Genomic DNA, 23,369 nt, shown 5'->3' with positions numbered 1-23,369 from the left:
GCCAGCCCGCCCCCCGCACCGCGCCCACCCGCCGCACGACCCGCGCGCCGCCCCGAGGAGACCCGCCCGTGCCCCAGCAGCTCAAGCACTGGTTCGACACCGCCGGCCCCCTCCCGCAGGCCGTCGCCGGCCTCGCCGCACTCATCGCCGCGATCGTCCTGATCCTGGTACTGATCCGCTCCACCCGCGCGCTGCGCGGGAAGAAGGCCGCCGACTCGCTCACCGTGGTCGCCGCCGCCATGGCCTCCTCCGTCGCCGCCACCGGCATGTGGCACTTCTTCTCCCGCACCATGCACCTGCCGGTCTGGATCCAGGCCGTGCTCTTCGCGTTCATGGAGATATCCGTGCTCGCCTCCGCGCTGCGCGCCCGCGCCAACGTCGCCCGCGACGGCCAGGCCGGCGCCGACGGCATCGCCGTATGGGTGCTGACCTCCGCATCAGGACTCATGTCCGCCTCCGAGGCCACCTCCCCGCAGGAAGCCCTCGTCCGCCTCGGCGCCCCGCTCGTGGCCGCCTGGCTCTGGGAACGCAGCATGGTCCCGGAACGCCGCGCCCGCCGAGCCGCCGAGGGACGCGCCGAATCCGTGCGCTGGCTCCTGTCCTACAAGCGCATCGCCGTACGCCTCGGCCTGGCCACCGCCCTCGGCGCGAACCTCGAAACCGAGGACGCCAACCGCCGCATCGACCGGTTCGTGCGCGCCGACAACCGCGCCCAGCGCGCCGGCGTGCTCACCCGCCGCCACGCCACCCGCCGCCGCGACCGCGCCCACGCCCGGCTGATGGAACAGGCCCGCATGCAGGCCGACCCCCGCGCCCTCTACACCCACCTCGGCCGCCAGGCCATCCTCGACGTCCTCGCCCGCCTCGGCGGCGACGACGCCGTCATCGACCGCGAGCGCGCCCGCCAGATGCGCCACATCCTCACCGACGCCCTCGACGAGGCGCCGAGCGAGACCGAGGCCGAGGCCGAGTCCATACCCGCGCAGGCGCAGCCGGCCCGCCCGGCAGCCACCCGCCGGCACGCCGCCGCAGCAGCCGCTCCTGCGACTCCTGCTTCGGAAACGGCCGCCGCGCCCGCCGTGCCCGCGGACGAACTGCCGCTGACGCTGCCGGCGCTCGTCTCCGCCGCCGAACAGGCCATCGCCGCCGCACCCCCCGCCTTCCACATCCCCGGCGCCCGCCAGGCCCCGCCCGCCCCCGCCGCGTACACCAACGGGACCAACGCAGCGAACGGCGCTCACGCGGCCCACGCCGCCAACGGCCGCGGCTACGCCGCCGCGCCGCCGCCCGGCTACCCCGCCCCGGCCCGCGAGCAGATCCTCGCCCCCGTCCGCTTCGTCGCCGCCACCCTCCCGGACCCCGAGCCCGTCTACGCCGACGAGCCCGACCCCGACCCCGAACCGGCCCCCGGACCCCCGCGCGCCCTCGACGCCGACCTCGCGGCCCGCATCACCCAGATCATGGCCGAATCCCCCATACCCCCCAACACCATGAAGCTCGCCAACAGCCTCGGGCTGACCGCCGCGGAACTCGCCGACGTCCTCGACGCCCTCGGCGGCTACGACGCCGCCTACAGCCGCGCCCGACAGGACCGCGAAGCAGAACTCGGCGACACCGACGCCGCCTTCTACCCGGCCTGACCCCCGCCCACCACCCCCGGCCCGGACACCGTCGCAGCCCCCTGCCGCACGGTGTCCGGGCCGCGCCGCACCCACACCAGCACGGCCACCCCCAGCCCCGAGACCACCGTGCCGGCCACCGCACCCGCCGCAGGACTCCAACACACGCACACCCCTTACCCGAACACCGCCCACTACCATGCGCCTGTGACGGACCTTCAACTCCAGGACGACGCCCACACCCCCGCACCCCGCCCCCGCGGCACCGCCGACGACCTCGCCCACGCCACCACAGCCTGGCTCGCCGCGAAGAAACCCACCACCCGCGACGCCTACCGCCGCGACCTCGACTCCTGGGCCGCATTCTGCACCCGCACCGGCCGCCACCCCCTGCTCGCCCGCAAACCCGACGCCGACCTCTACGGCGCCCACCTCCAGGACCGCACCGCCGGCCCCGGCCTCACCGCCTCCTCCGCCGCCCGCCGGATGGCCGCCGTCTCCTCCTGGTACCGCTACCTCATCGCCTGCGACCTGCACGACCGCAACCCCTTCGCCGCCGCCGAACGCCCCCGCGTCGACCGCGACCACACCGCCACCGCGTTCCTCGACGAACCCTCCGCCCGCCGCCTGCTCGCCGCAGCACTTGCCCGCCCCGGCCTGACCGGCCTGCGCGACACCGCCATGGTCCGGCTCATGCTCCAACTCGGCGTACGCGTCACCGAAGTCTGCGCCCTGACCCCCGCCGCCCTCGGCACCACCGGCGGCCAACGCACCGTCACCATCCACGGCAAAGGCGGCAAACGCGTCGTACGCGCCCTACCCCCCGCCGCCGCCGAAGCCCTCGACCGCTACGTCGCCGCCCGCGAAACCGCCGCCCGGCAACGCCCGCAGGACCCGGCACCCGGCCAGGCACCGCTGCCCGCACCCCGCGACCCGGCCACCCCCGCCCCCGAACCCGACCCGCTCTTCACCACCGCCGCCGGCCGCCCGGTCGACCGCACCCACGTCTTCCGCCTCGTCCGCTCCCTCGCCCGCGAAGCCGGCCTGCCCCACCCCGACACCATCACCCCCCACTCCCTGCGCCACACCTTCGCCACCCTCGCCACCGACCGCGGCGCAGACCTCGACGACCTCCAGGACGCCATGGGCCACGCCGACCCCCGCACCACCCGCCGCTACCAGCGCTCCGCCCGCCGCCTCGAACGCGACCCCGCCCACCTCGTCGCCGCCGCCCTCGGCTGACCACCCCCGCGGCCCACCCCACGACCCGTCCCACCCCGCTCACCCCCCGCGACCGGCTCCCACCTGCGGCCCCGACCCCCGCCGTGAGCCAGATGGACGCACCGACCCGGCGAAGCGCGCCACCCGCGCGCAGGATGGAGGGCGACTGACCCCAAACACCGGAAAGAAGTACCAGCGTGACCCTCTCACTCCCCGTCGTACTCCTGTTCGGCGTCGTCGCGTTCCTGCTCATCCGCAAGGGCGGCATGAAGCTCTCGCACGCCCTCGTCGCGGCGATCTTCGGCTTCTACCTCGCCTCCACCACCCTGGCCACACAGATCAACAGCCTCGACACCACCATCGCCAACCTCATCGACTCCGTGCACCCGTAACCCACCACGCCCGCCCCTCGGGGCGCGGAACCCGGCCGAAAGGGCGCCCCCTGATGCACCAGAACGCCCGGGCGCACCCGATAACCCACCGGTAAAGTAGGAGTCTGCGACAGAACCGACACACGAGGACAAAAGACGAGGAAAGCGCCGAGCGGCGCCCCGACACAAGCGAGGAGGGGACGAGTGTGCCGACCACGCCCGCGACGCAGCCGCCCACGGCGCTGACCGCCGTCCGCCACGGCCAGTCCACCGCCAACGCGGCCTTCGCACACGCCCACGCCACCGGCGCCCTCACCGTCCCGATCACCGAACGCGACGCCGACCTGCCGCTCACCGACCTCGGCCGCGCCCAAGCCGCCGACCTCGGCGCCCGCCTCGCCGACGACCCCCCGCAACTCGTCTACTGCTCCCCCTACCGCCGCGCCCGCGACACCCTCGAGATCGCCCTCGCCTGCCTCAGCGAACACGGCGCCACCGCACCCGCCCGCATCCGCGTCGACGAACGCCTGCGCGACCGCGAGACCGGCTCCTGGGAGATGCTCACCGAAGCCGCCCTGCGCGACAAATTCCCCGAAGAGATCGCCCGCCGCGAACACGTCGGCCGCTACTACTTCCGGCCCCCCAGCGGCGAGAACCTCCCCGACGTCCAACTGCGCGTCCGCTCCGTGCTCGCCGAGGCCCTCGCCGAAGCAGCCGGCACCCACCTGCTCATCGTCGCGCACGACGCCGTCGTCCTGATGCTCCGGATGATCCTCGACCCGCTCGACGAACCCGGACTCCTGCGCCTGCTCGACCAGCACGGCGCGGTCGGCAACGCCACCGTCAACCGCTGGGACCTCGACCCCGCCGCCGACCCCCCGCGCCTCAGGCTCACCCGCGCCAACGACGCCGCCCACCTCGCCCCGGACCGCCGCACCGCCTGACGGCCCGGCGGCGGGCCCGGCCGCAGCCGCGCGGCGACGCGCGGGCGCCAGCGTCAGCTCCGGATCAGTCCTCGACCGGCCGCTCGTTGTACACGCCCGCGTACTCCTGACCCGAGAGCTTCTGAATCTCGGTCAGCACCGCGTCCGCCACCGCCCGGCGCGCCCGCGAGTTCTCCGCCACCGCCTCACCCGGGAACTCCACCTGATCGGCCGTGAACGGCTCCCCGAACCGCAGCGTCATCCGGATCAACCGCGGGAACTTCGCCCCCACCGGCAGCACCTCGTCCGTGCCCACGATCCCCACCGGCACGATCGGCGCCTTCGACTTGAGCGCCAGCCAGCCCACCCCCACCTTCGCCCGGTACAGCCGCCCGTCCAGCGACCGCGTCCCCTCCGGGTAGATCCCGAACGCCACCCCCGACTCGAGCACCTCCAGCGACGTGTCCAACGACGCCTGCGCCGCCCGGTGATCACCCCGGCGCACCGGCACCGCCCCGATCCCGGTGAAGAACCCCTTCATGAACCACCCCTTGATCCCCGGCGTGGTCCAGTACTCCTCCTTCGCCAGGAACGCCACCCGACGCGGCGACACCAGCGGAATGATGATCGAATCGATGAACGACAGATGATTCGAAGCCAGAATCACCGGACCCGACGCCGGAATGTTCTCCCGGCCCTCGATCCGCGGCCGGAGAACCACCAGCGTCAGCCGCCTCACCAAGACCTTCATAAACGCGTAGAACACGCCAAGCCTCTCTAAGTCCGCACAGCGCCGAACGGCCGACCACTCGGCCACGACGGTACCGAAGAATACGGCCTCCCCTCGTTCGAGTGGCAACCCGACGACACCATCCGGACAGCGCCCGACAAACCAACCGCCGCCCCCACCATGACCCCATGCACCCCAACCACCACCCCGACCCCTCCCCACACCACCCCACCCGCTGGACCGACCACCGCCTCGCCACCGCCTACGCCACCCGCATCGACCTCCTCGACCGCGACACCGCCTGGCCCGCCCTCACCCCCCTGCTCACCCCCGCCACACCCCGGCGCCTGCTCGGCCGACCCGACGCCGTCATCCTCGAACTCGGCGCCGGCATCGCCGCATACGCCCACCACCTAGCCGAACACCACTGGACCCGCACCCACGCCGTCGACATCTCACCCACCCTCCACCGCATCGGCGAACAACGCCACAACGACGCCTGGATCCTGCGCACCACCCCCGACCGCGCCGGCCGCCTCCCCCTACGCCCCCACCAATGCACCGCCGCCCTCGCCCACCTCACCCTCTGCCACCAACCCACCGACGCCCACACCCTCGCCCTGCTCACCGAAACCCGCCGCGCCCTACGCCCCCACGCCGTCTTCGCCATCATCGAACCCGGAGAAATCGGACGCGACTTCCAACTCCTGCGCTACGGCCACCCCCACGCCGCCGCCGAACCGCGCCCCGGCGAGCCCTACCCCATCGACTACACCCTCGCCGACGGAACCCGCCTACGCACCACCGCCCACCACCGCAGCCCCGACCACAACGCCCGCCTCCTCGCCCAGGCGGGCTTCACCCTCCACGAGATCCGACCCCTGCCCCTGCCCGGCTACGGCGGCACCCCCTTCACCCTCTGGACCGCCCACGCCACACCCTGACCCGCCATCACACCCCCGCCTGCCCAGACCACCTCACCTCCCGCACCAACCCCAGCAGCTCGTCCACCGACCACTGATCACCGGCATGCGCGCCGTACTTCACGGCCAGCACCGTCCCGTCCGGCGCGATCAGGAAGTCCGCAGGCAACCCGACCCGACCCCCGTGCGGAGTACCCGACGGCAACATCGGCTTACGACCCCGCAGCACGTCCCACAGGCCCACCCCCACCGCCCGCGCGATCGTCGGCCACACCCGCGGATCCAACAACGCCCGCGGCGCCGCCTCCACCCCGAACTCCCGATACGCCACCTTCTCCGGATCACCCACCACCGCGAACGGGATATCCGCGACATAACGCCGCAACTCATCGGCCGGCGCATGGAAGAACACCACCTCACGCACCCCCGCTGCCTTGATCTCCGATTCCCGCCGCGTCATCGACCGCAGATGCAGGTTGCACACCGGACACCCGGCGAAGCGACGGAACTGAAGATGCGTCAACTGCCCCGCATCCGGCACCGCCACCGCCTCCCCCTCCACTGTGCGCAACTCCCGCCGCCCGACCACGTCGAACGGTGCAATCCGCACCGCTCCGCGCGAACCGGCCGCCCGCTGCTCCCCTGAGACCTCTGCCGAGACCCGCCCCGAGGCATTACGCGTCATTTCGCCCTCCACCCCTCCATGCTCGAATGCCGGGCACGCGATAAGCGTGCGCCGTACGCTTACGACCGTAAGCGTACACGATACGCTGTCAGCCACCATGCCGCGCCCCCGCTCCCTCACCCCCCGCCGACTCGCCCAAGCCGCCCTCGACGTCCTCGACCGCGACGGCGCCACCGGCCTGTCCATGCGCGCCGTCGCCGCCGAACTGCACCTGAGCACCATGGGCCTCTACCGCTACGTCACCGACCGCGACGAACTCGAACGCCTCATCGTCGACCTCGTCCTAGAAGACCTCGATGACCGCACCAGCGAAGAAGAACCCTGGCAGGAGCGCATCACCCAGCTCGCCCACCGCGCCCGCGAAGCCGTCCTGCTCCACCCCGCCGCGATCCCCCTGCTGCTCACCCACCGCCAGGACTCCACCCACGCCCAACGCTGGGGCGAAGCCATCCTCGCCGTCCTCGGCGACGCTGGCTTCGACGGCACCACCCGCGCCATCGCCTTCCGCACCCTGCTCAGCTACATCCTCGGCGCACTCCAGGTCCAACACCACGGCCCCCTCGACGGCCCCGGCACCAAAGCCCTCGCCGACCTGCCCGCCGACCGCTACCCCCACCTCGCCCACACCGCCCGAGCCGCCGCCCACATCGACCCCGCCGAAGAATTCCGCGTGGGCCTCGCGACCGTGCTCAGAGGCCTACGGCCCTAAGCGCAGCTCCGGCACGTAATGCTCCAAATGCCAGCAATCCCGGCAGCGGAACACGACGACGTAACCCGTCCGACGCGCATTCAGCCCCCTCGGCTTGCCCATGACGCCCATGTCCGGAGCACCGGAGACCCACAAGTCACGCCCGCCGGAATACTGCGCCCGGTTGTACAGAAACCCTGCTTCCAGCGCCGACGATCCACACGCCGTACAGCGCAACGGCCGGCTGTCCTCCACTTGATCCACGAACGGCAGTGTAGGAGGCCACGCCCGCGGATGGAACGGAGTCAACCGTGGCGGTGCTCCTCAGCCAAAGCCTCCAACCGCGCCGCCTCGCGCTTCGCCGGCCCCTCCAGAGCCACCGACGCCCTCCACTCGGCATCGACGGCGTCGATTTGCGCCTGAAAGCCCATCAGCGCACCCGAGTGCGCATCGGCCTGCTCCACATCTCCAGCAGCACGGGCACGCTCGAGCTGAGCCGCCGCACTGTCTTTCGCGTTGTGGAGCTGCCCGAGCCTGTGCTCAAAGCGCTTGCGCGCGGTGGCCAAGTCCGCCAACCGACGCCTGGACTGCTGCAAGGCAGCCATAAGATCCTGATACGCCGGATCCAAGTACTCACGCGGCTCCTCCATCACCCCACCACCCTGGCTCTGCGCCTTCGAAACCGCGGAACACCCCATCGGGCTGCTCGTGCGCAGCACAGCAGTAGTCCCGAAAATCGCATCTTCCGAGAAGACGATCCGCCTCGATCGGAAGCACAGCGCCGGGAGCGACCCGGAACTCGCGTCCGAACACGGTCTCCGCTTCGTACTCTTCGTCACCCAGACTCTCGCGCGTGTCCGTGGTCACCGCGAGAAGCGCGTGGCGTGCTGCTTCCATGGCCACCGCGTCGGCGATGAACACCACACAGCAGCCCGGGTCCAGACGGCTCGCCTCAAGCACCTCGTCAGTACTCGCCCCAGCCCAGGCAGGATCATCGATGAACCAGACGCCGGCTTTGCAGTCCACACCTCGCGCCCCGAGCAGCTGGCGCCTGAGTTCGTCCCAAGCCTGATCGTCGCCGTACGCGGTTCGTACCACCAGCGCGTCGTAATCGTCGCGGCCTGCCATCGACATGGAGCGGGTCACGTGAATCCCTCGCTTGACGGACCTTCCGCCCGATCCACCATTCTCGACGCAGGTCTGACTATGTGTCGACAGCCCGTCCATCAGCTTGGCCGGAAACGTTCTGTGTTGAGTCGGAGGCCTTTGAGGTTGAGACCGCAGGGTCGGCCGGGATCTCGGGTGGAGGGATCGGTTCGGCAGTGTTGGGCCTGTTATTTTTTGCGTACGTGACACTTCGCCAGGTGGTCGTTGACCAGGCCGCACGCCTGCATCAACGCGTAGGCCGTGGTCGGGCCGACGAAGACGAACCCGGACTGCTTCAGGCTCTTGGCCAGGGCCGTCGACTCCGCAGTCACCGCCGGCACGTCCTGGGTCGAGGCGGGCGCCTTGCGCCGGCCCTTCGGCGCGTGGCCCCAGATCAGCTCGGTCAGCCCTCCCCCGAGGGCGAGCGCCGCGCGGGCGTTGGCGATCGACGCGTTGATCTTCGCCCGGTTGCGCACGATGCCCTCGTCGGCCAGCAGCCGCGCCACGTCCGCGTCGCCGAACTCGGCGACCTGCTTGATCCGGAACCCGGCGAACCCGGCGCGGAACGCCTCGCGCTTGCGCAGGATCGTGATCCAGGCCAGTCCGGACTGGAAGGCCTCCAGGCAGATCCGCTCGAACAGCTCGTCCTCGCCGCGCACCGGCCGGCCCCACTCCTGGTCGTGGTAGCCGACGTACAGCGGGTCGCCGTTGCCCCACGGGCAGCGCGCCAGTCCGTCTTCGCCGATCGTCACACCGTGTTCGTCCATCGCGGAATCATACGGCTGCGGCGCGCAGCCCACGGCGCAGCAGCACGGCCACGATGAAGGCCGCGACCGCGCCGGCCGAGCTCAGCACGAACGCGTGCTGGGCGCCGAGGTCGTCGATCAGCGGACCGCCGATCGAGCCGCCCAAGGTGACGCCCAGAGCCAGCCCGGTGTTCTCCACCGCCAGGCCCTCGGTCAGCAGCGCCGCCGGCACGAGATCCTCGACCAGCGCGAACGACGTGATCAGGGTCGGCGCGATGGTGAACCCGGCCACCAGCAGCGTCACCGCCAGCTGCCACATGCTTCCGGCCAGCGGCAGGAACACGGCTGTGATCGCCATCGCGCACAGCAGCACCAGCAGCTTGCGCGGAAGCGGCGTGGCCAGGTGGATCGCGCCGAACACGACGCCGGCGACCAGAGAGCCGAACGCGTAGACGGCGAGCAGCAGCCCGGCCGCCGACTCGTGCCCGTGCTGCTGGGCGAAGGCCACCGTGATCACCTCGACCGAACCGAAGAGCGTCCCGGTGCCGACGAACACCAGCAGCAGCACCCGCACCGCCGGGACCGTGAGCGCGCCGAGCGGCGAGCCGCCGCGGGCCGGAGCCGGATCGGGCTGGGTCGAGCGTTGCACGCACAGCGCGACGGTGCCCACGGCGAGGAACGCCGCGACCGAGCTCAGCCCGCTGGAGGGGGCGACCTGCGTGGTCAGGAACGTCACGAGCACCGGCCCGATGAGGAAGACGACCTCGTCGACCACGGACTCGAAGGCGTAGGCGGTGTGCAGCGTCGCCGTACCCGAGTAGATCTTCGACCAGCGGGCCCGCACCATCGACCCGATCGAGGGCATCAGCAGGCCGGCGAGCGCCGCGCAGAGGTAGAACGTCCATTCGGGCGCCCGGAAGCGGAGCGCGAGGATCAGCCCGACCAGGGATGCGGCGCTGGCCAGCGCGGCCGGCGGGGCCACGGCCGACTGCCCGCGCCGGTCGATCAGCCGGGCGAGCGCGGGCGAGCCGATCGCCTGGACGAAGGCGGCGGTGGCCGAGACGGTGCCGGCGATCGCGTAGCTGCCGGTCTCCCGCTCGACCAGCAGCACCGTGCCGATACCGATCATGGACAGCGGCATGCGCGCGACGAACCCGGCCCCGGAGAACCCCTTGGCCCCGGGCGTCCGCAGCAGGCTCAGGTAGCTGCGCAGTCCGCCGTGCTGCTCCTGCACCGTCGGGTCCACCTGCTGATTATGCTTCGGACTCGGCGGCCGAGGTGATCTGGTACACCTTGCGCAGCGTCTCGTGTACGGTCCAGCGGGTGACGGCGCCCTCCGGCAGCACGGCCACCGAGCCCGGTCCGACCTCGAGGGTCGGGCCGTCGGCGAACTCGATCGTGGCGCGGCCGCTTAGCACGACGAACAGCTCGTCCGCCTCCACGTCGGCGACCACGCCCGGGGTGATCTCCCAGATGCCGCGCTCGACGATGCGGCCGGTGGCCGGGTCGAACTCCTCGTGCAGGGTCAGGCTGGCCACCCGCGGGTCGCCGGCGTGGATCTGCTCGGGGTCGAGCGGGTACTCGGTGAGCTCGGCGTCGGCCACCTCGAGGGCGAAGGGCGCGGAAAGATCGAAGGACGTCACGAGACGATCTTGCCCGAACGGCCCAGCCTCGCGCACCTGGCAGCATGTAAGGGGCATGGTGGAGGCATGGACGTGGTGCGGCACGGGGTACTGACCCGGCTCGGCGAATTGTGGACGCTGCGGTACGAACGCGAGCTCGGCCGCCCGCCGGAGGAGGTCTGGGCCGCGCTGACCCAGGCGGAGCAGCTGGGCCAGTGGTTCCCCAGCGGCGTGAAGGGCGAGTGGGCGGTGGGGGCGCCGCTCGAGTTCACCTTCGGCGGCCAGGAGCTGCCGCCGATGCCGGGCACGGTGCTGCAGGTGCGCGAGCCGCGGGTGCTGGAGTACCTGTGGGGTCCGGACACGCTCAAGTTCGACCTGACCGTGGGCGGGGCCGGCACCCGGCTGGAGCTGCTGGTGACGCTGGAGGAACTGGGCAAGGCCGCGCGGGACGGGGCGGGCTGGCACGAGTGCCTGGATCTGCTCGAGACGCACCTCGACGGCGGCCGGCTGTGGCGCCCGGGCGAGCGGTGGGGCGAACTCGCGCCGGTGTACGTCGCGGCGTTCGGGCCGGACGCGGCCACGGTGGCGCCTCCGGAGGGCTGGACCGTGCCGGAGGACGAGCCGGTGTGATCCGCCGTCAGACGGGCCCTGCCGGGGGTGCTCGGAGCCGCTGGCGCCCCGGCTCGGCATTGATCTAGGGTCGTTGCATGGTGCAGATCACTGATTCCGTGGAGCAGCTGCTCAAGCAGCCCGTCTTCGTCCAGCTCGGCACGATCCGCCCGGACGGCCAGCCGCAGGTGAACCCGATGTGGTTCGTCTGGGACGGGGAGTTCGTCTGGTTCACCCACACGACCTTCCGGCAGAAGTACAAGAACATCCAGCACGAGCCGCGTGTCTCGATCGCGTTCCTGGACGCGCGCAACCCGTACGGTTACGTCGAGGTGCGCGGCGTGGTCGAGCGCGTCGACGCCGACCCGGAGGGCGAGCTCTACCAGCGGCTGTCCGCGCACTACAACGGCGAGGCCACGGTGCCCCCGGACGCGAAGGACCGGGTCGCGATCGCGGTGCGGCCGACGAAGATCATCGACGCGCGCTAGGCCGAGCTCATTCCGTCGCGGCTACCGGCCCTCGACGAGGGTGCGCAGCTCCTCGTCGAGGGCCGGGACGAACTGCGGGCTGCGGTCGGTGAACCAGTTGCGCAGTTCCAGGGCCAGCAGGATCCGGTAGAGGTACATCCGCGGCTCCCACTCCGCCGGCCACCGGTCGCCGCCGCGGCCGTAACCGGCGAGCAGGCCGGCGAGCTTGTCCTCGTCGCCGGCGATGGCGAACCGGTCCGTGCGCACCAGTTCCATCACCGGGTCGCCCGCCTGCATGTTCGCCGGGTCGATCAGACCGCTGATGATCCAGCGCCCGTCCGGGCCGGGGACGACGAGCACGTTGTCCTCGTGGGCGTCGCCGTGGCAGAGCACGGGCGCCTGGCACTCGGCGAACGCGGCGGCTCGCGCCTCGACGGTCTCGGCGATGGCGTCGGCCAACCCGGCGTCGGCGCCGTGAGCGCGGTAGTCCCGCAGGCCGTCGGCTAGGAAGCCCGCCATGTGGGAGGCGTTGTCGGGTAGCGGGTCGAGGATGTCGTCGAAGGTGTAGCCGAAGGCCGGCATCGGGATGGCGTGGATGCGGGCGAGGATCGCGCCGAGCTGCTCGTAAACGTCGCGCGTCTGAGCCTGAGTCAGCTCGGCGCCCACTTTCGCGAATGTGCACCCTGGCAGCAGGGACATCACGACGCACGAGCCGCCGTCGAGCAGTTCCATCGATTCGCCGCCGGCCAGGACCTCCGGGATGGGGCCGATGCCGTGGGCCGCGAGCCGCCGGTAGGCGTGCGCCTCCTTGAGCACCGTCCACTTCTCCTGGCCCAGGCCGAGCTTGAGCACGACGTCGGGCGCGGCCGGATCGGTGAAGGAGACCTGCTGGACGGGGCTGACGGAGCCGCCCTCGAGGGCTCGCACCTCGGCGACGGGGCCGCTGCCGGGCAGCAGGAGGGCGAACAGACGCTCGGTCAGGTCACGGTCGGCTGATGGCAGCATTCGAGGATGCTACGAGCGCGGCCGCGTGGCCCGCGAGTGGTTTTCGCGGGCCATGCCGGGTCTGTCAGACGAGGATGCCGAGCTCGCGGCTGGTCAGGTTGAGCCGGATGCCGCCGTCCGGCGTGCACACGCAGATGTCCTCGATCCGCGCACCGTGCCGGCCGGGCAGGTAGATGCCCGGCTCGACCGAGAAGGCCATGCCGGGCTCGAGCGGCCGGGCCGAGCCGGAGACGATGTAGGGCTCTTCGTGCGTCTCGAGGCCGATGCCGTGGCCGGTGCGGTGCACGAAGTACTCGCCGTATCCGGCTTCGGCGATGATGTCGCGGCCGATCGCGTCGAGCTGCTCGGCGGTGATGCCCGGGCGCACGGCCTCGGTCTGCGCCCGCTGGGCGCGCAGCAGCACCGCGTGGTACTCGGCGTATTCGGCGGGCGGGTCGCCGAGCACGTAGTTGCGGGTGGAGTCGGAGCAGTAGCCGTCGGGCATGGTGCCGCCGATGTCCACCACGACCGGCTCGCCGCGCTCGATGACGCGGTCGGAGGCCTCGGCGTGCGGGCTGGCGCCGTTGGGGCCGGAGGCGACGATGACGAAGTCGACCCGGACGTGTCCCTCGGCCAGGATCGCTTCGGCGATGTCGCGGGCGACCTCCCGTTCGGTGCGTCCGGCCCGCAGCCATTCACCCATACGGGAGTGCACGCGGTCGATCGCGTCACCCGCACGGCGTAGCGCCTCGACCTCCTGCGGCGTCTTGCGCATGCGCAGGGCGCTGAGCACCGGGCCGGCCAACTCCTGGCGCACCCCGGGCATCGCGTCGCGGAAGCCGACGAGCTTCTCCGCCCACATGTGGTTGTCCACCCCGACCGCGCCGATCCCCTTCGGCAGCCGGGCCGCGGCGAAGGCGTAAGCGTTCTGCGTCTCGGCCCAGCCGGCGATCTCGATGCCCAGCGCGCCGGCCGGCGAGACCTCGGCGGCGGGCACCTCGAGCTGAGGGGCGATCAGCACCGCCTCCCCCTCGACCGGCAGCAGCAGGCAGGTCAGCCGTTCCAGCGGCAGCGCGTCGTAGCCGGTGAGGTAGCGCAGGTCGGCGCCCGGGGTGACGATCAGCGCGTCGAGCCCGGCGTCGGCCGCGGCTTTGCGGGCGGCGTCGAGGCGATCGGTGGAGAAGAGTTCGTCGGTCACCTGCTCAGGGTAGATCCGCGCAACAGCGGGCGGCGACCCGGTACGCTCCGGGACGTGGATCACCCCGGCGCGCACTCCCCGGCCTCGTCCCCCGCCCTCACCACGCCGATCGGCGCCCCCGGCGCGGCGGCTGACGACGCGACAGGCGGACGCAAGCCGCCCACCCGCGGCCAGCAGATCGCGACCTCCTCGGTGCTCGGCGCGATCGCCGGAGCCGCCCTCGGCAGCGGCCACGGGCCGCGCGCCGTCACCCTCGGCGCCCTGGCCGGGGCGGCCGGGCTCGGCGCGGTCGAGGCCGTCGCGCGGGCACGGCAGAAGCCCGGGCAGATCCCGGCGCGCTGGGCCCGGATCACCGCCAGCGCGGCGGTGGCGGCTCCGCTCGGCTGGATCGGCGGGCAGGTGACCGGCGCCGGGCCGCTCGCGGTGGGCACGGCCGCCGGCGCGGCGGCCGGCGCGCTGGGCCTGCGGCCGCAGAAGGTGGCGCTCGGGCCGCTGCTCGGTGCGGCGGTCGGCGCGGGACTGCGCTACGGCGCGCCGGGCACCAGCCCGGCCGTCACCGCCGCGGCGGCCGTGACGGCGTTTCGCGTGATCTCGGCGCTCGCCTTCCGCGACGAGCAGATCAGCATGCTGGCGGAGCGGGTCGGGCCGGAGCAGCTGCCGTTCGTCCTGCCGCTCTCGGCGCACACGCGCTACGTCGGCGTCGGGTACGTGGACGAGCTGGCGCAGAGGCTGGGCCGGGAGTACGTGCGCGACACCGCGGACGTCGGCATCATCGGTTCGCTCGAGGAGCTCGACGGCCCGCAGTTCCACCCCGAGCTCGTCGATCCGCTCGTGGCCGAGTTCTACCAGCACACCACGCGCTTCAAGCTGGACATCGTGCCGGAGTGGCGATCCTGGGTGCGCCCGGGCTACCTGCTCTACCGCACCGCGCTGGCCCGCCCGCTGGGTCAGGCGAACGTGCCGATGAACCAGCGCGACGCGCTGCGCGGGGTGCACAGCCGGATCGACACGATCCTGCCCTCCTCCCCCGACGAGCCGCTGCTGCGCGGCTGGATCCGCTCGTTCGCGGACGACGACGAGCCGATCTACGTCGGGATCTACACGACCTACCGGCACGAGGACCGCGGCTACGTGCGCGTCGGGTTCCCGCTGCCGGAGATGAACTTCACCGCCACGCTGATCCCGCTGCACCGGCAAGACGGCGGCCTGACCCTCACCAGCCGCAGCGACCTGTCGGACCAGCCGGGCCACTATCTGACCTACGTGGACCGGGAGACCGGCGAGCTGACCGCCGCGGCCGTGCACGGGTTCGCCGAGCAGCTCGAGGTCCACGTCCAGGACGGGCAGCTGCGCGCTGAGCACGCGTTCCGGGTCTTCGGGCTGCCGTTCCTGGTGCTGCACTACCGGATCGAGCGCAAGGCCGAGGCCTAGGCCGGACCCCGGACGGCGCACTCCCCTGCGTGAGACGCGACATATCGCGTTTAGCGCCCATCGGCGCTACACTCCTGCGCATGCCTGCAGATCTGCCAGACCTGCCCGCACGCAGCGGGGACCAGCTTGACCAGCGTGCAGCCGACCGGGACCGGGACGAGGTGGCGGTGATCCTCGGCGAGGCGCTCGCGGTCGGCCGGCTCACCAGCGAGGAGCACGCCGAACGGCTCGAGGCCGTCTACGCCGCGCGCACCTACGGGGAGCTCGAGCCGATCACGCGGGACCTGCCCAAGCAACGCAGCGGCAACGTGGTGCTCCCGGACTCGACGGTGCGCCAGGAGGTCACCGCGACGCTGAGCAAGGTGCACCGCGGCGGACGCTGGGTGCCCGGGCGGCACACCGAGCTTCGGGCGCTGTTCGGCGCCCTGATCGTGGACATGTCCGACGCGGTGCTGCCGGGCCGGGAGATCACGGTCTCGGTCAACTCCTTCTGCGGCAAACTGGTGCTGCGGGTGCCGGCGAACGCGCGGATCATCGACGAGGGCGGCGCGGTGCTCGGCAAGTGGGCGGTGTGGGGCCGCTCCCGCAGTCCGCAGGACGCGGCCGGCCAGGAGCCCGAGGACGGCCCGCTGATCCGGATCGTGGGCCGGGCCCGGCTGGGCAAGGTCACCATCATGCGCGCGGGCGCGGACAACTTCGGACTCCTTTGGCAGGAGATGCACGCGGCCAGACACCTGTGACCGACGCGCTCCGCGAGACACAGGACACGTACACCGCCATCGCGGCCGACTACGCCGGCCGGCAGCGGCGCGGCGAGGCCGACTGGCTCGCCACGACGCACCTCGCCCGGCTGCGCGAAGCCCTCGGCGCCGGGGCCCGGGTCGGCGACATCGGCTGCGGCCCGGGGCACCAGACCGAGCGCCTGCGGGAGCTGGGTCTGCGGGCCTACGGGTTCGACCTGTCCTTCGAGATGCTCGGCGCTCTGGGGATCGCCGAGCTGGCGCAGGCTGATATGCGGGCCCTGCCGATCCGCACCGGCGCGCTCTACGGGGTCTGGTGCTCGGCCGCGCTGCTGCACATCCCGCGCGAGACGGTCCCGGGCGTGCTCGACGAGTTCCACCGGGTACTGCGTCCGGAGGGCCGACTGGGCCTGCTGATCGCCGAAGGCGAGGGCGAAGGCTGGGAACAGGTCGCGTACCGGGAGGACGAGCAGCGGCGTTACTTCGTCTACCACGCCGCCGAGGCGATCACGAACGCGTTGGCACAGGCGGGATTCTCGGTGATCTGCGATTCGCGCACCTCCACCCACCGAAACTGGCTGACCCTACACGCATCTCGCAACTCGGGAGTACATTGAGGAAAAGGCGGCGATCCCGCGCAAGGCGTGCAGGCGTCCAAGGGGAGGACGACTATGGCGAGTACGGCTCGATCCCGGTTCCGGACGGACCGTCAACTGTCCGTGCGGATGCTCACGGTGATGGGGGCGCTCGCTCTGGCGTACGCGGCCGCCATCGCGGTCCTGATACTCGTGCTCGGGCGGTGGTGGCCGCTGGGCGTCGCGGCGGTGGCCGGCTTCTTCGCCTTCCAGATGCTCTCCTGCGACAAGGTCGCGCTCCGGGTGGCCGGCGCGCAGGAGGTGGACGCCGAGCAGGAGCCGCGCCTGCACGCGATCGTGGACCGGCTCTGCGCGCTGGCTGACACGCCCAAGCCGCGCCTCGCCGTCGCGTCCTCGTCGCTGCCCAACGCCTTCGCCGCCGGCCGCAGGCGCGAGAACGTGGTGCTGTGCGTGACCCGCGGGATGCTGGCCCAGCTCGAGGACGAGGAGCTCGAGGGCGTCCTCGCGCACGAGCTCGCGCACGTCGCGCACGGGGACGCCGTGGTGATGACGGTCGCCTCGTTCATCGGCGTGCTCGCCGGCCTGACCGCGCGCCTCGGCGCCCGGCTGATGCTGATCGCCGGCCGGGCCCGCGGCATGGTGCAGTTCCTGCTGGTGGCGCTGGCCGTCACCGCGCTGGCCGCGGCGACCTGGCTGGTCTCGGTGCTGCTGGTCCGCGCGCTCTCGCGCTATCGCGAGTTCGCCGCCGACCAGGCCGCCGCGCAGCTGACCGGCAACCCGGCGGCGCTGTCCGCCGCGCTGGTCAAGACCTCGGCCGAGGCCGCCCGGATCCCGCACAAGGACCTGCGCCACGCCACCGCGCTCAACGCGTTCTACTTCTGCCCGGTGCAGGCGGCCGGCAAGACCGGCCACCAGCTGCTCTCCACCCACCCGAGCGTCGAGGCCCGGATCGAACGGCTGGAGCGGATCGCGGCCGCGCTGCGCTAGCCGGCGCAAGACGGGCCGAAGAATGGCCGCGGAAGCATGACCTGACCCCGGTGGCCTGGGTTAGCCTGGCGTTATGGAAGAGAACAAGGCGCTCCGGGTCGTCGACGCACTGCGCGAGGTGGGCGTGAACGCCCACCTCGCGCGCGAGGGTGTGTACAAGATCGGCGTGCGCGTGGTGCTGCCGGACGGCCGCGAGGCGATCTGGGACACCGACGACACCCCGGGCCTCGAAGCCCAGGTCATGCGGGACGGCATGATGGTGGGCTTCGTCCCGATGATCCCGGGCTCGGAGGAGTACGACCTGCCCCAGGTGGTCGCCGCGATCGCCGGCACGGACTACGACCAGCCGATCGCCACCCGCAGTGCCACGCCGCCGCAGCCGAACGCCCCGCTGCCCCGCGAGGGCGGGCTCTTCCGGCGCTTCCTCGGCGGCTTCCGCGAGCGCTGAGCGGGAGGCGGACGGCGGGGCTGTCGGCTGCGCTCGGCGCGGTCGCGGTGCGCGGAGGTCAGGTGACGGTTGCCGGTGCGAGCACGGGGGTCATAGTAAGCGCTTGCCATGATGAGGCCGAACGGCTGACGCCGTCGCCGCGAGTGAGGGCTGACCCCTGCCTGGCCGAGGCGGCGAAATGCGCTGCGGCCTGCGCGCGGGCGCCGTTACCATGACCGAATGCGCGAGCTGATCGTTCTGGGCACCGCCTCGCAGGTCCCCACCCGGACCCGCAACCACAACGGCTACTTCCTGCGCTGGGACGACACCGGCCTCCTCTTCGACCCCGGCGAGGGCACGCAGCGGCAGATGACCTTCGCGGGCGTGTCCGCCGGCGACATCCACCGCGTCTGCGTCACGCACTTCCACGGTGACCACTGCTTCGGCCTGCCCGGCATCTTCTCCCGGATGGCGAACGAGCACGTCGAGCACCCCGTGCACTGCCACTTTCCGATGTCCGGACAACACCTGTTCGACCGGCTGTGCTGGACCTGGCCGGAGTACCGCCGCCAGGTGCTGCGCGAGGTGCCGGCCTGGGGCGAGCGCACCGTGCTCGCACACGAGTCCGACTCGGGGTTCGGCCGCCTCGAGGCCGTCCGGCTCTCACACGGTGTCGAAGCGTACGGATACCGCCTGATCGAGCCGGACGGTCGCAGCATGCTGCCGGACCGCCTCGCGGCCGCGGGCGTGGCCGGGCCGCACATCAGCGAGCTGCAGCGGGAGGGGCGGATCACGATCGGCGAGCGCGTGGTCGAGCTCGACGAGGTCAGCGCGCCGCGGGTCGGGCAGCGGTTCGCCTTCATCATGGACACCCGGCTGTGCGACGGCGTGTACGAGCTCGCCGACCATGCCGACATGCTCGTGATCGAGTCGACGTTCCTCACCGAGGACGCCGCGCTGGGCGCCGAGCACGGACACCTGACCGCGCGTCAGGCGGCGCGGGTCGCGGCCGAGTGCGGGGTGCGCACGCTCGTGCTCACCCATTTCTCGCAGCGGTACACCGATCCGGCGGCGTTCGAGCGGGAGGCGCGCGAGGTCTTCGACGGCGAGCTGTACGTCGCCGAGGACCTGATGCGGGTGCAGGTGCCCAAGCGGCGGCACTGAACCGGCGGACGGCCTAATTCTCGTACTTTTCCTTCCACCGGAAGGTGCGCAGGGCCAGCAGCAGCGCCGCCACCAGCCACACCGCCAGGACCACCGCCGTCTCCGGGCGCTGCCAGGAGTGCGCGGGCTCGGCGACCAGTGCGGCGTTCGGCAGGAAGACCGAGCGCAGGCCCTGGCACATCCATTTGAGCGGGAAGAGCGCGCCGATCGACCGCAGCACCGGGCTGAGCTCGTTGAACGGGAAGAACACGCCGGAGACGAACTGCAGGACCAGGAACGGCGGCAGCGTCACGGCGCTGGCGGTGCGCCCGTCCTTGACCCAGCCGCCCAGCAGTATCCCGAGGGCGGCGCAGGTGGCCAGCCCGAGGGTGAAGACCCACAGCAGGGTGACCCAGTCCTCGCCGTTCGCGGGCAGGTGGACGTGGAAGAACGCGATCGAGCAGGCGATCAGCAGCGCCGTCTGCATCGCGCCCTCGACGAGGGAGGCGAAGAGCTTGCCGAGGAAGTACGAGAGCTCCGGCATCGGCAGGCCGCGCAGGCGCTTGATCGCCAGGTCGGTGCGGTCGGAGGCGATCGCGACGGCGGTGTTCTGGAACCCGATCGACATCACGCCGGTCGCGGTGATCCCGGCGGTGAAGTACTGGACATAGGGGATGTTCGTGCCCTGCACGTCGCCGGAGAAGATGGACCCGAAGATCACGAGCATGATCAGCGGGTAGCCGAAGGTGAAGACCACCGCGTCACGCTGGCGGAAGTACTGGGTCAGCTCCAGGCGCGACCGGCTCAGGCCGAGGCGCAGCGCGGAGGGCAGGGGCGGGCCGGTGATGACGTACCGGGCCGGGGAGACCTGGGCGTCGCGGGTCATCGCTGCTCCTTACCCGTCGGGACGGCCGGTGCGGGCGCGGCGTCGGACTCGGCGCCGGCGTCGGACTCGGCGCCGGCGTCGGCGTCGTGGCCGACCATCCGCAGATAGATCTCCTCGAGGGTCGGCTGATGCACCGACAGGCCGGGGATCTCGGCGTCCTGGGGAAGGCGGGCAAGCAGCTCCCTGACGATGCGGGTCGGCTCGGTGGACTCGACCCGCTGCGGGCCGGTCTCCGGATCCGTCCAGCTCACGATCGCGGGGGCGCGGTCACGCCCGCCGAGGCGGTCGGGGGTGTCCAGGGCCCGCAGCCTGCCCTGGTTGATCACGGCGACGCGGTCGGCGAGCTGCTCGGCTTCCTCGAGGTAATGCGTCGTCAGCACGATGGTGGTGCCCTCGGCGCGCAGGGAGCGGATCAGTCCCCAGAACTGGCGCCGGGCCTCGGGGTCGAAGCCGGTGGTCGGCTCGTCCAGGAAGAGCAGCTCCGGGTGGCCGAGGATGCCGAGCGCGACGTCGAGGCGGCGGCGCTGGCCGCCGGAGAGCTTCGCGTTGCGGGTGCGGCTCTGCTCGGTCAGCCCGACCAGCTCGATCACTTCGGCCGGGTCGCGCGGCCGGGGGAAGTATCCGGCGAAGTGGCGCACCACCTCGGCCACGGTCAGGTCGCGGTAGTCGCCGACGGACTGGAGCACGATGCCTATCCGGGCCCGCCACGCGCGGTCCACCTGCTGCGGGTCGACACCCAGCACCGTGACCTCGCCGGCGTCGCGCGTGCGATGGCCCTCGAGGATCTCGGTGGTGGTCGTCTTACCCGCGCCGTTCGGACCGAGCAGGGCGAAGATCTCGCCTGTGGCCACTTCGAAATCGAGCCCGTCCACCACGTTGCGCCGGGCATAGGTCTTCACCAAGCCCCCAACGCGGACGGCCGCCTCCCCACGACTCATACGAGCATCGTAGGCGAGGCGGCCGTCCGCGGCGATAAACCGGGCAGACTATTCTTCGCGCTGCTGCTTACGGAACGTCAGACCGACCAGGATCGAGGCGGCCGCGGCCACCGCGGCGGCGTACATGGCCGCGTGGGTTCCGCTGACCAGGGCCGTGGCCGGGTTGTGCCGGGCCGCGGCGCCGGAGACGGTCACCAGCAGGGCCAGGCCGAGGGTGACGCCGGTCTGCTGCACGGTCTGCATGGTGCCGCCGGCCGCGCCGGCGTCCTCCGGGCGCACCGAGGACATGATCACCACGGTCAGCGGGCTGAAGGCCAGCCCGATGCCGAGCGCCATCACGACCATCGGCCACAGCACCGTCGGGAAGTACGCGGCGTGCGCGCCGACCTGGGCGAAGCCGACCAGCCCGATCAGCAGCAGCACGCTGCCGGTCACCGCCATCGGCTTGGGGCCGAAGCGCGGCAGCAGCCGCGGGATCAGCCGGGAGGCGGTGAAGATGATCGCGGACATCGGCAGGAAGGCGAAGCCGGTGCGCAGCGGGCTGTAGTGCAGCTCCTCCTGCAGGTACTGGGTCAGGAAGAAGAAGGAGCCGAAGCCTGCCGCCGGGCCGATCATGAAGTTGGCGTAGGCCGCGGCCCGGTTGCGGTCCTTGAACAGGTGCAGCGGGAGCAACGGGTGCCGGGCGCGGGTGAGCGAGAAGACGAAGCCGGCCAGCAGCAGCACGCCGACGCCGATCGGGGCGAGCGTGACGGCGTTGCCCCAGCCCTCGGACGCGGCGTGGATCAAGCCGTAGACCAGCGACCCGACGCCGAGGGTGGCGGTCAGCGCGCCGACGACGTCCACGCTGGTCTCGTGCCGGGCCGGCTGGCGCAGCACCCGGCCGGCCAGGGCGGCGGCGATCACGCCGAAGGGGATGTTGATGAACATCACCCAGCGCCAGGAGACCGCGTCGGTCAGCACACCGCCGAGCACCAGCCCGACGCCGAAGCCGGCCGAGGAGATGCCGGAGAACAGCGCCAGCGCCCGCACCCGCGCCTTGGTCTCGGTGAAGGTGCTGTTGAGCAGGGCTATCGCGCTCGGTCCGGCCATGGCCGCGCCGACGCCCTGGGCGACCCGGGCGGCGAGCAGGAAGGTGGCCGAGGTGGCCAGGCCGCCGGCCAGCGAGGCCAGGGTGAACACGACGATGCCGAGGGTGAACAGGCGCCGGCGGCCGAAGAGGTCACCGAGCCGTCCGCCGAGCAGCAGCAGGCCGCCGAAGGTGAGCGTGTAGGCGTCCAGGACCCAGGCGAGGGAGGAGCTGGAGAAGTGCAGGCCCTCCTGGATCCGGGGCAGCGCCACGTTCATCACGGTGGCGTCGATCATCAGCATGAGCTGCGCGGACAGGATCACGGCCAGGGCCAGCCCAGGTCTGGCCCTGGGCTGCGGATCCAGATCTGGCCGCCGCGCGTTCCGGGCGTGGGTCTGGACCGCGGCCGGCGGCAGGACGGGGCGGGCGGCGGGGGTGACGGGGGACTGCAGGGTCCGTTCGGACATGGCTGGGTACTCCGGAAGACTCGGAAGTGGTGGAATGTCGGGAGGGGGTGGCGCGGTTGGGCTAAGTGGAGCTACTCTCCACTTAGTGCCGAGAACGACTATACGGAGACCATCTCCGGTTAGCAAGTGGAAACGGAGACTTTCTCCGTCTGTTCCGAGGAGCCCAGCATGCGAGCCGATGCCCGTCGCAACTACGAAGCGCTGATCGCGGCTGCCCGCGAGCTGTTCGTGGAGCTCGGCAACGACGCGCCGCTGGACGAGATCGCCCGGCGGGCCGGGGTCGGCGCGGGCACGCTCTACCGCCACTTCCCCACCCGGGCGGACCTGCTGGCCGCGGTCTACGTGGCCGACCTCGAGGAGCTCTCCGAGGAAGGCAAGCGGCTGATCGCGACCGAGCCCCCGGGCGCTGCGCTGGACGCGTTCATCCGCGCCTACCTGCGCATGAGCATGCGCAACAGCGCGATCAAGCGCGCGGTGCAGGCGCTGCTCTCGGACACCGCGCCGGTGCCGGCCGCGCTGACCACCTGCCGCGGCACGGTGCACGCCGTCTGGGCCGAGATGCTCGAGCGGGCGCAGCAGACGGGTGAGGCGCGCCCGGAGATCGAGCCGGGCACGATCATGCGGATGGTCTACGGCATCGCCATGGCCGCCCAGGACAACCCGTCGATGGCGCCCGCCATGCTCGACGTGCTGCTCGCGGGCGTGCTGACGGAGGCCAAGCAGCCCGCGTAGAGGCGGGGCCCGAACCGGCCGGCC

The 23,369-nt window shown here is 72.0% G+C and carries 29 protein-coding genes; 15 read left to right on the top strand and 14 right to left on the bottom strand.

The genetic code is table 11. The annotated features are described in order from the left end of the window. Positions 1-68 precede the first annotated feature (68 nt). Positions 69-1,640 (top strand): hypothetical protein, encoded by a 1,572-nt coding sequence (locus tag ACTRO_RS42720; RefSeq protein ID WP_051450286.1) that lies wholly within the window; start codon positions 69-71, stop codon positions 1,638-1,640. Here the strand turns inward: ACTRO_RS42720 and ACTRO_RS47930 are convergent. After that, complete coding sequence (locus ACTRO_RS47930) at positions 1,628-1,786, bottom strand: hypothetical protein (RefSeq protein ID WP_169739813.1); 159 nt, start codon at positions 1,784-1,786, stop codon at positions 1,628-1,630. The two genes, ACTRO_RS42720 and ACTRO_RS47930, sit on opposite strands and share 13 nt — an antisense overlap. A gap of 40 nt (positions 1,787-1,826) precedes the next feature. On the opposite strand from ACTRO_RS47930, the gene ACTRO_RS04200 reads away from it, so the two are divergent. The 3 genes from ACTRO_RS04200 (at position 1,827) to ACTRO_RS04190 (ending at position 4,155) form a co-directional block, all read left to right on the top strand. Continuing rightward, a complete protein-coding gene (locus ACTRO_RS04200) occupies positions 1,827-2,861 on the top strand; it encodes a tyrosine-type recombinase/integrase (RefSeq protein WP_034261257.1) in 1,035 nt (344 codons plus the stop codon). Positions 2,862-3,037: 176 nt separating this feature from the next. Then, the gene (locus ACTRO_RS04195; protein WP_034261255.1) at positions 3,038-3,232 is read left to right on the top strand and encodes a hypothetical protein; all 195 of its coding nucleotides are present in this window, start codon (positions 3,038-3,040) and stop codon (positions 3,230-3,232) included. A gap of 185 nt (positions 3,233-3,417) precedes the next feature. Then, entirely contained in the window at positions 3,418-4,155 is a 738-nt protein-coding gene (locus ACTRO_RS04190) for a histidine phosphatase family protein (RefSeq protein ID WP_051450285.1), read from the top strand. A 64-nt stretch (positions 4,156-4,219) separates the two neighbouring features. Here ACTRO_RS04190 and ACTRO_RS04185 read toward each other — a convergent pair whose 3' ends face one another. After that, on the bottom strand, positions 4,220-4,951 hold the full coding sequence (locus ACTRO_RS04185) for a lysophospholipid acyltransferase family protein (RefSeq protein WP_051450284.1): 732 nt from the start codon (positions 4,949-4,951) through the stop codon (positions 4,220-4,222). A gap of 101 nt (positions 4,952-5,052) precedes the next feature. Between ACTRO_RS04185 and ACTRO_RS04180 the strand changes: the two genes are divergently transcribed. Then, positions 5,053-5,808, top strand: coding sequence for a class I SAM-dependent methyltransferase (locus ACTRO_RS04180; RefSeq protein ID WP_034261253.1), 756 nt, complete (start codon positions 5,053-5,055; stop codon positions 5,806-5,808). Positions 5,809-5,815: 7 nt separating this feature from the next. Here the strand turns inward: ACTRO_RS04180 and ACTRO_RS04175 are convergent, their stop codons facing one another. Next, positions 5,816-6,484 carry a peroxiredoxin-like family protein gene (locus ACTRO_RS04175; protein ID WP_211244090.1) on the bottom strand — a complete coding sequence of 223 codons (669 nt, stop codon included), beginning with the start codon at positions 6,482-6,484 and terminating at the stop codon, positions 5,816-5,818. A gap of 85 nt (positions 6,485-6,569) precedes the next feature. Here ACTRO_RS04175 and ACTRO_RS04170 point away from each other — a divergent pair, with 85 nt between their 5' ends. After that, a complete protein-coding gene (locus tag ACTRO_RS04170; RefSeq protein WP_034261251.1) occupies positions 6,570-7,181 on the top strand; it encodes a TetR/AcrR family transcriptional regulator in 612 nt (203 codons plus the stop codon). On the opposite strand, the gene ACTRO_RS46785 is transcribed toward ACTRO_RS04170, so the two are convergent. The 6 genes from ACTRO_RS46785 to ACTRO_RS04145 form a co-directional block, all read right to left on the bottom strand. Then, positions 7,170-7,424, bottom strand: coding sequence for a hypothetical protein (locus ACTRO_RS46785; RefSeq protein ID WP_157435743.1), 255 nt, complete (start codon positions 7,422-7,424; stop codon positions 7,170-7,172). The genes ACTRO_RS04170 and ACTRO_RS46785 overlap by 12 nt on opposite strands. A gap of 41 nt (positions 7,425-7,465) precedes the next feature. Continuing rightward, positions 7,466-7,810 carry a hypothetical protein gene (locus ACTRO_RS04165; RefSeq protein ID WP_034261249.1) on the bottom strand — a complete coding sequence of 115 codons (345 nt, stop codon included), beginning with the start codon at positions 7,808-7,810 and terminating at the stop codon, positions 7,466-7,468. Next, positions 7,794-8,306 (bottom strand): DUF6924 domain-containing protein, encoded by a 513-nt coding sequence (locus tag ACTRO_RS04160; protein ID WP_051450283.1) that lies wholly within the window; start codon positions 8,304-8,306, stop codon positions 7,794-7,796. The genes ACTRO_RS04165 and ACTRO_RS04160 overlap by 17 nt, the downstream gene beginning before the upstream one ends. A gap of 188 nt (positions 8,307-8,494) precedes the next feature. Further along, on the bottom strand, positions 8,495-9,073 hold the full coding sequence (locus tag ACTRO_RS04155; RefSeq protein ID WP_034261247.1) for a DNA-3-methyladenine glycosylase I: 579 nt from the start codon (positions 9,071-9,073) through the stop codon (positions 8,495-8,497). Positions 9,074-9,080: 7 nt separating this feature from the next. Further along, on the bottom strand, positions 9,081-10,298 hold the full coding sequence (locus ACTRO_RS04150; protein ID WP_084315954.1) for an MFS transporter: 1,218 nt from the start codon (positions 10,296-10,298) through the stop codon (positions 9,081-9,083). A 7-nt stretch (positions 10,299-10,305) separates the two neighbouring features. Further along, positions 10,306-10,695, bottom strand: a complete 390-nt coding sequence (locus tag ACTRO_RS04145; RefSeq protein WP_034261245.1) for a cupin domain-containing protein — start codon at positions 10,693-10,695, stop codon at positions 10,306-10,308. Positions 10,696-10,761: 66 nt separating this feature from the next. Between ACTRO_RS04145 and ACTRO_RS50225 the strand changes: the two genes are divergently transcribed. Together ACTRO_RS50225 and ACTRO_RS04135 are read left to right on the top strand one after the other, a co-directional pair. Then, positions 10,762-11,304 carry an SRPBCC domain-containing protein gene (locus ACTRO_RS50225; protein WP_051450282.1) on the top strand — a complete coding sequence of 181 codons (543 nt, stop codon included), beginning with the start codon at positions 10,762-10,764 and terminating at the stop codon, positions 11,302-11,304. Between the two features lie 77 nt (positions 11,305-11,381). Next, complete coding sequence (locus ACTRO_RS04135; RefSeq protein ID WP_034261243.1) at positions 11,382-11,771, top strand: PPOX class F420-dependent oxidoreductase; 390 nt, start codon at positions 11,382-11,384, stop codon at positions 11,769-11,771. A gap of 21 nt (positions 11,772-11,792) precedes the next feature. On the opposite strand, the gene ACTRO_RS42710 is transcribed toward ACTRO_RS04135, so the two are convergent. Beyond that, positions 11,793-12,755 (bottom strand): phosphotransferase family protein, encoded by a 963-nt coding sequence (locus ACTRO_RS42710; protein ID WP_051450281.1) that lies wholly within the window; start codon positions 12,753-12,755, stop codon positions 11,793-11,795. A gap of 64 nt (positions 12,756-12,819) precedes the next feature. Then, a complete protein-coding gene (locus ACTRO_RS04125) occupies positions 12,820-13,932 on the bottom strand; it encodes a M24 family metallopeptidase (RefSeq protein WP_245594293.1) in 1,113 nt (370 codons plus the stop codon). A gap of 177 nt (positions 13,933-14,109) precedes the next feature. Between ACTRO_RS04125 and ACTRO_RS04120 the strand changes: the two genes are divergently transcribed. The 6 genes from ACTRO_RS04120 (at position 14,110) to ACTRO_RS04095 (ending at position 19,277) form a co-directional block, all read left to right on the top strand. Next, positions 14,110-15,363, top strand: coding sequence for a hypothetical protein (locus tag ACTRO_RS04120; RefSeq protein ID WP_034273019.1), 1,254 nt, complete (start codon positions 14,110-14,112; stop codon positions 15,361-15,363). 80 nt (positions 15,364-15,443) lie between these two features. Next, the gene (locus tag ACTRO_RS04115; protein WP_051450280.1) at positions 15,444-16,103 is read left to right on the top strand and encodes a DUF1707 SHOCT-like domain-containing protein; all 660 of its coding nucleotides are present in this window, start codon (positions 15,444-15,446) and stop codon (positions 16,101-16,103) included. After that, on the top strand, positions 16,100-16,720 hold the full coding sequence (locus ACTRO_RS04110; protein ID WP_051450279.1) for a class I SAM-dependent methyltransferase: 621 nt from the start codon (positions 16,100-16,102) through the stop codon (positions 16,718-16,720). The genes ACTRO_RS04115 and ACTRO_RS04110 overlap by 4 nt, the downstream gene beginning before the upstream one ends. 54 nt (positions 16,721-16,774) lie before the next feature. Beyond that, the gene (locus ACTRO_RS04105; RefSeq protein WP_034261239.1) at positions 16,775-17,686 is read left to right on the top strand and encodes a M48 family metalloprotease; all 912 of its coding nucleotides are present in this window, start codon (positions 16,775-16,777) and stop codon (positions 17,684-17,686) included. Between the two features lie 73 nt (positions 17,687-17,759). Continuing rightward, complete coding sequence (locus tag ACTRO_RS04100; RefSeq protein ID WP_034261237.1) at positions 17,760-18,134, top strand: hypothetical protein; 375 nt, start codon at positions 17,760-17,762, stop codon at positions 18,132-18,134. 219 nt (positions 18,135-18,353) lie between these two features. Continuing rightward, on the top strand, positions 18,354-19,277 hold the full coding sequence (locus ACTRO_RS04095; RefSeq protein WP_034261235.1) for a ribonuclease Z: 924 nt from the start codon (positions 18,354-18,356) through the stop codon (positions 19,275-19,277). Positions 19,278-19,290: 13 nt separating this feature from the next. On the opposite strand, the gene ACTRO_RS04090 is transcribed toward ACTRO_RS04095, so the two are convergent. Genes ACTRO_RS04090 through ACTRO_RS04080 form a run of 3 tightly spaced genes read right to left on the bottom strand, consistent with a single transcriptional unit; the run spans position 19,291 to position 22,613 of the window. After that, positions 19,291-20,142 carry an ABC transporter permease gene (locus ACTRO_RS04090; RefSeq protein WP_034261234.1) on the bottom strand — a complete coding sequence of 284 codons (852 nt, stop codon included), beginning with the start codon at positions 20,140-20,142 and terminating at the stop codon, positions 19,291-19,293. Next, positions 20,139-21,080 (bottom strand): ABC transporter ATP-binding protein, encoded by a 942-nt coding sequence (locus ACTRO_RS04085; protein WP_084315952.1) that lies wholly within the window; start codon positions 21,078-21,080, stop codon positions 20,139-20,141. Before ACTRO_RS04085 ends, ACTRO_RS04090 begins: the two co-directional genes overlap by 4 nt. Before the next feature lie 48 nt (positions 21,081-21,128). Continuing rightward, a complete protein-coding gene (locus tag ACTRO_RS04080) occupies positions 21,129-22,613 on the bottom strand; it encodes an MFS transporter (RefSeq protein WP_169739812.1) in 1,485 nt (494 codons plus the stop codon). Positions 22,614-22,781: 168 nt separating this feature from the next. Here ACTRO_RS04080 and ACTRO_RS04075 point away from each other — a divergent pair, with 168 nt between their 5' ends. Then, positions 22,782-23,345 carry a TetR/AcrR family transcriptional regulator gene (locus tag ACTRO_RS04075; protein ID WP_034261232.1) on the top strand — a complete coding sequence of 188 codons (564 nt, stop codon included), beginning with the start codon at positions 22,782-22,784 and terminating at the stop codon, positions 23,343-23,345. The last annotated feature ends 24 nt before the right edge of the window (positions 23,346-23,369 follow it).

This window comes from Actinospica robiniae DSM 44927 (assembly GCF_000504285.1).
Classification (GTDB): Bacteria; Actinomycetota; Actinomycetes; order Streptomycetales; family Catenulisporaceae; genus Actinospica; species Actinospica robiniae.
The sequence above is the reverse complement of the archived record's forward strand: the minus strand, read 5'-3'. Positions and strand labels throughout refer to the sequence as shown.

What these genes read in the sequence shown, in the direction of transcription:
- ACTRO_RS04135 (WP_034261243.1), top strand. Translation starts at nt 11,382, where the DNA reads ATGGTGCAGATCACTGATTCCGTGGAGCAGCTGCTCAAGCAGCCCGTC.
- ACTRO_RS04090 (WP_034261234.1), bottom strand. Translation starts at nt 20,142, where the DNA reads ATGACCCGCGACGCCCAGGTCTCCCCGGCCCGGTACGTCATCACCGGC.
- ACTRO_RS04170 (WP_034261251.1), top strand. Translation starts at nt 6,570, where the DNA reads ATGCCGCGCCCCCGCTCCCTCACCCCCCGCCGACTCGCCCAAGCCGCC.
- ACTRO_RS04105 (WP_034261239.1), top strand. Translation starts at nt 16,775, where the DNA reads ATGGCGAGTACGGCTCGATCCCGGTTCCGGACGGACCGTCAACTGTCC.
- ACTRO_RS04100 (WP_034261237.1), top strand. Translation starts at nt 17,760, where the DNA reads ATGGAAGAGAACAAGGCGCTCCGGGTCGTCGACGCACTGCGCGAGGTG.
- ACTRO_RS04165 (WP_034261249.1), bottom strand. Translation starts at nt 7,810, where the DNA reads ATGGAGGAGCCGCGTGAGTACTTGGATCCGGCGTATCAGGATCTTATG.
- ACTRO_RS04115 (WP_051450280.1), top strand. Translation starts at nt 15,444, where the DNA reads ATGCCTGCAGATCTGCCAGACCTGCCCGCACGCAGCGGGGACCAGCTT.
- ACTRO_RS04075 (WP_034261232.1), top strand. Translation starts at nt 22,782, where the DNA reads ATGCGAGCCGATGCCCGTCGCAACTACGAAGCGCTGATCGCGGCTGCC.
- ACTRO_RS04155 (WP_034261247.1), bottom strand. Translation starts at nt 9,073, where the DNA reads ATGGACGAACACGGTGTGACGATCGGCGAAGACGGACTGGCGCGCTGC.
- ACTRO_RS50225 (WP_051450282.1), top strand. Translation starts at nt 10,762, where the DNA reads ATGGACGTGGTGCGGCACGGGGTACTGACCCGGCTCGGCGAATTGTGG.
- ACTRO_RS04095 (WP_034261235.1), top strand. Translation starts at nt 18,354, where the DNA reads ATGCGCGAGCTGATCGTTCTGGGCACCGCCTCGCAGGTCCCCACCCGG.
- ACTRO_RS04080 (WP_169739812.1), bottom strand. Translation starts at nt 22,613, where the DNA reads ATGTCCGAACGGACCCTGCAGTCCCCCGTCACCCCCGCCGCCCGCCCC.
- ACTRO_RS04085 (WP_084315952.1), bottom strand. Translation starts at nt 21,080, where the DNA reads ATGAGTCGTGGGGAGGCGGCCGTCCGCGTTGGGGGCTTGGTGAAGACC.
- ACTRO_RS04180 (WP_034261253.1), top strand. Translation starts at nt 5,053, where the DNA reads ATGCACCCCAACCACCACCCCGACCCCTCCCCACACCACCCCACCCGC.
- ACTRO_RS42710 (WP_051450281.1), bottom strand. Translation starts at nt 12,755, where the DNA reads ATGCTGCCATCAGCCGACCGTGACCTGACCGAGCGTCTGTTCGCCCTC.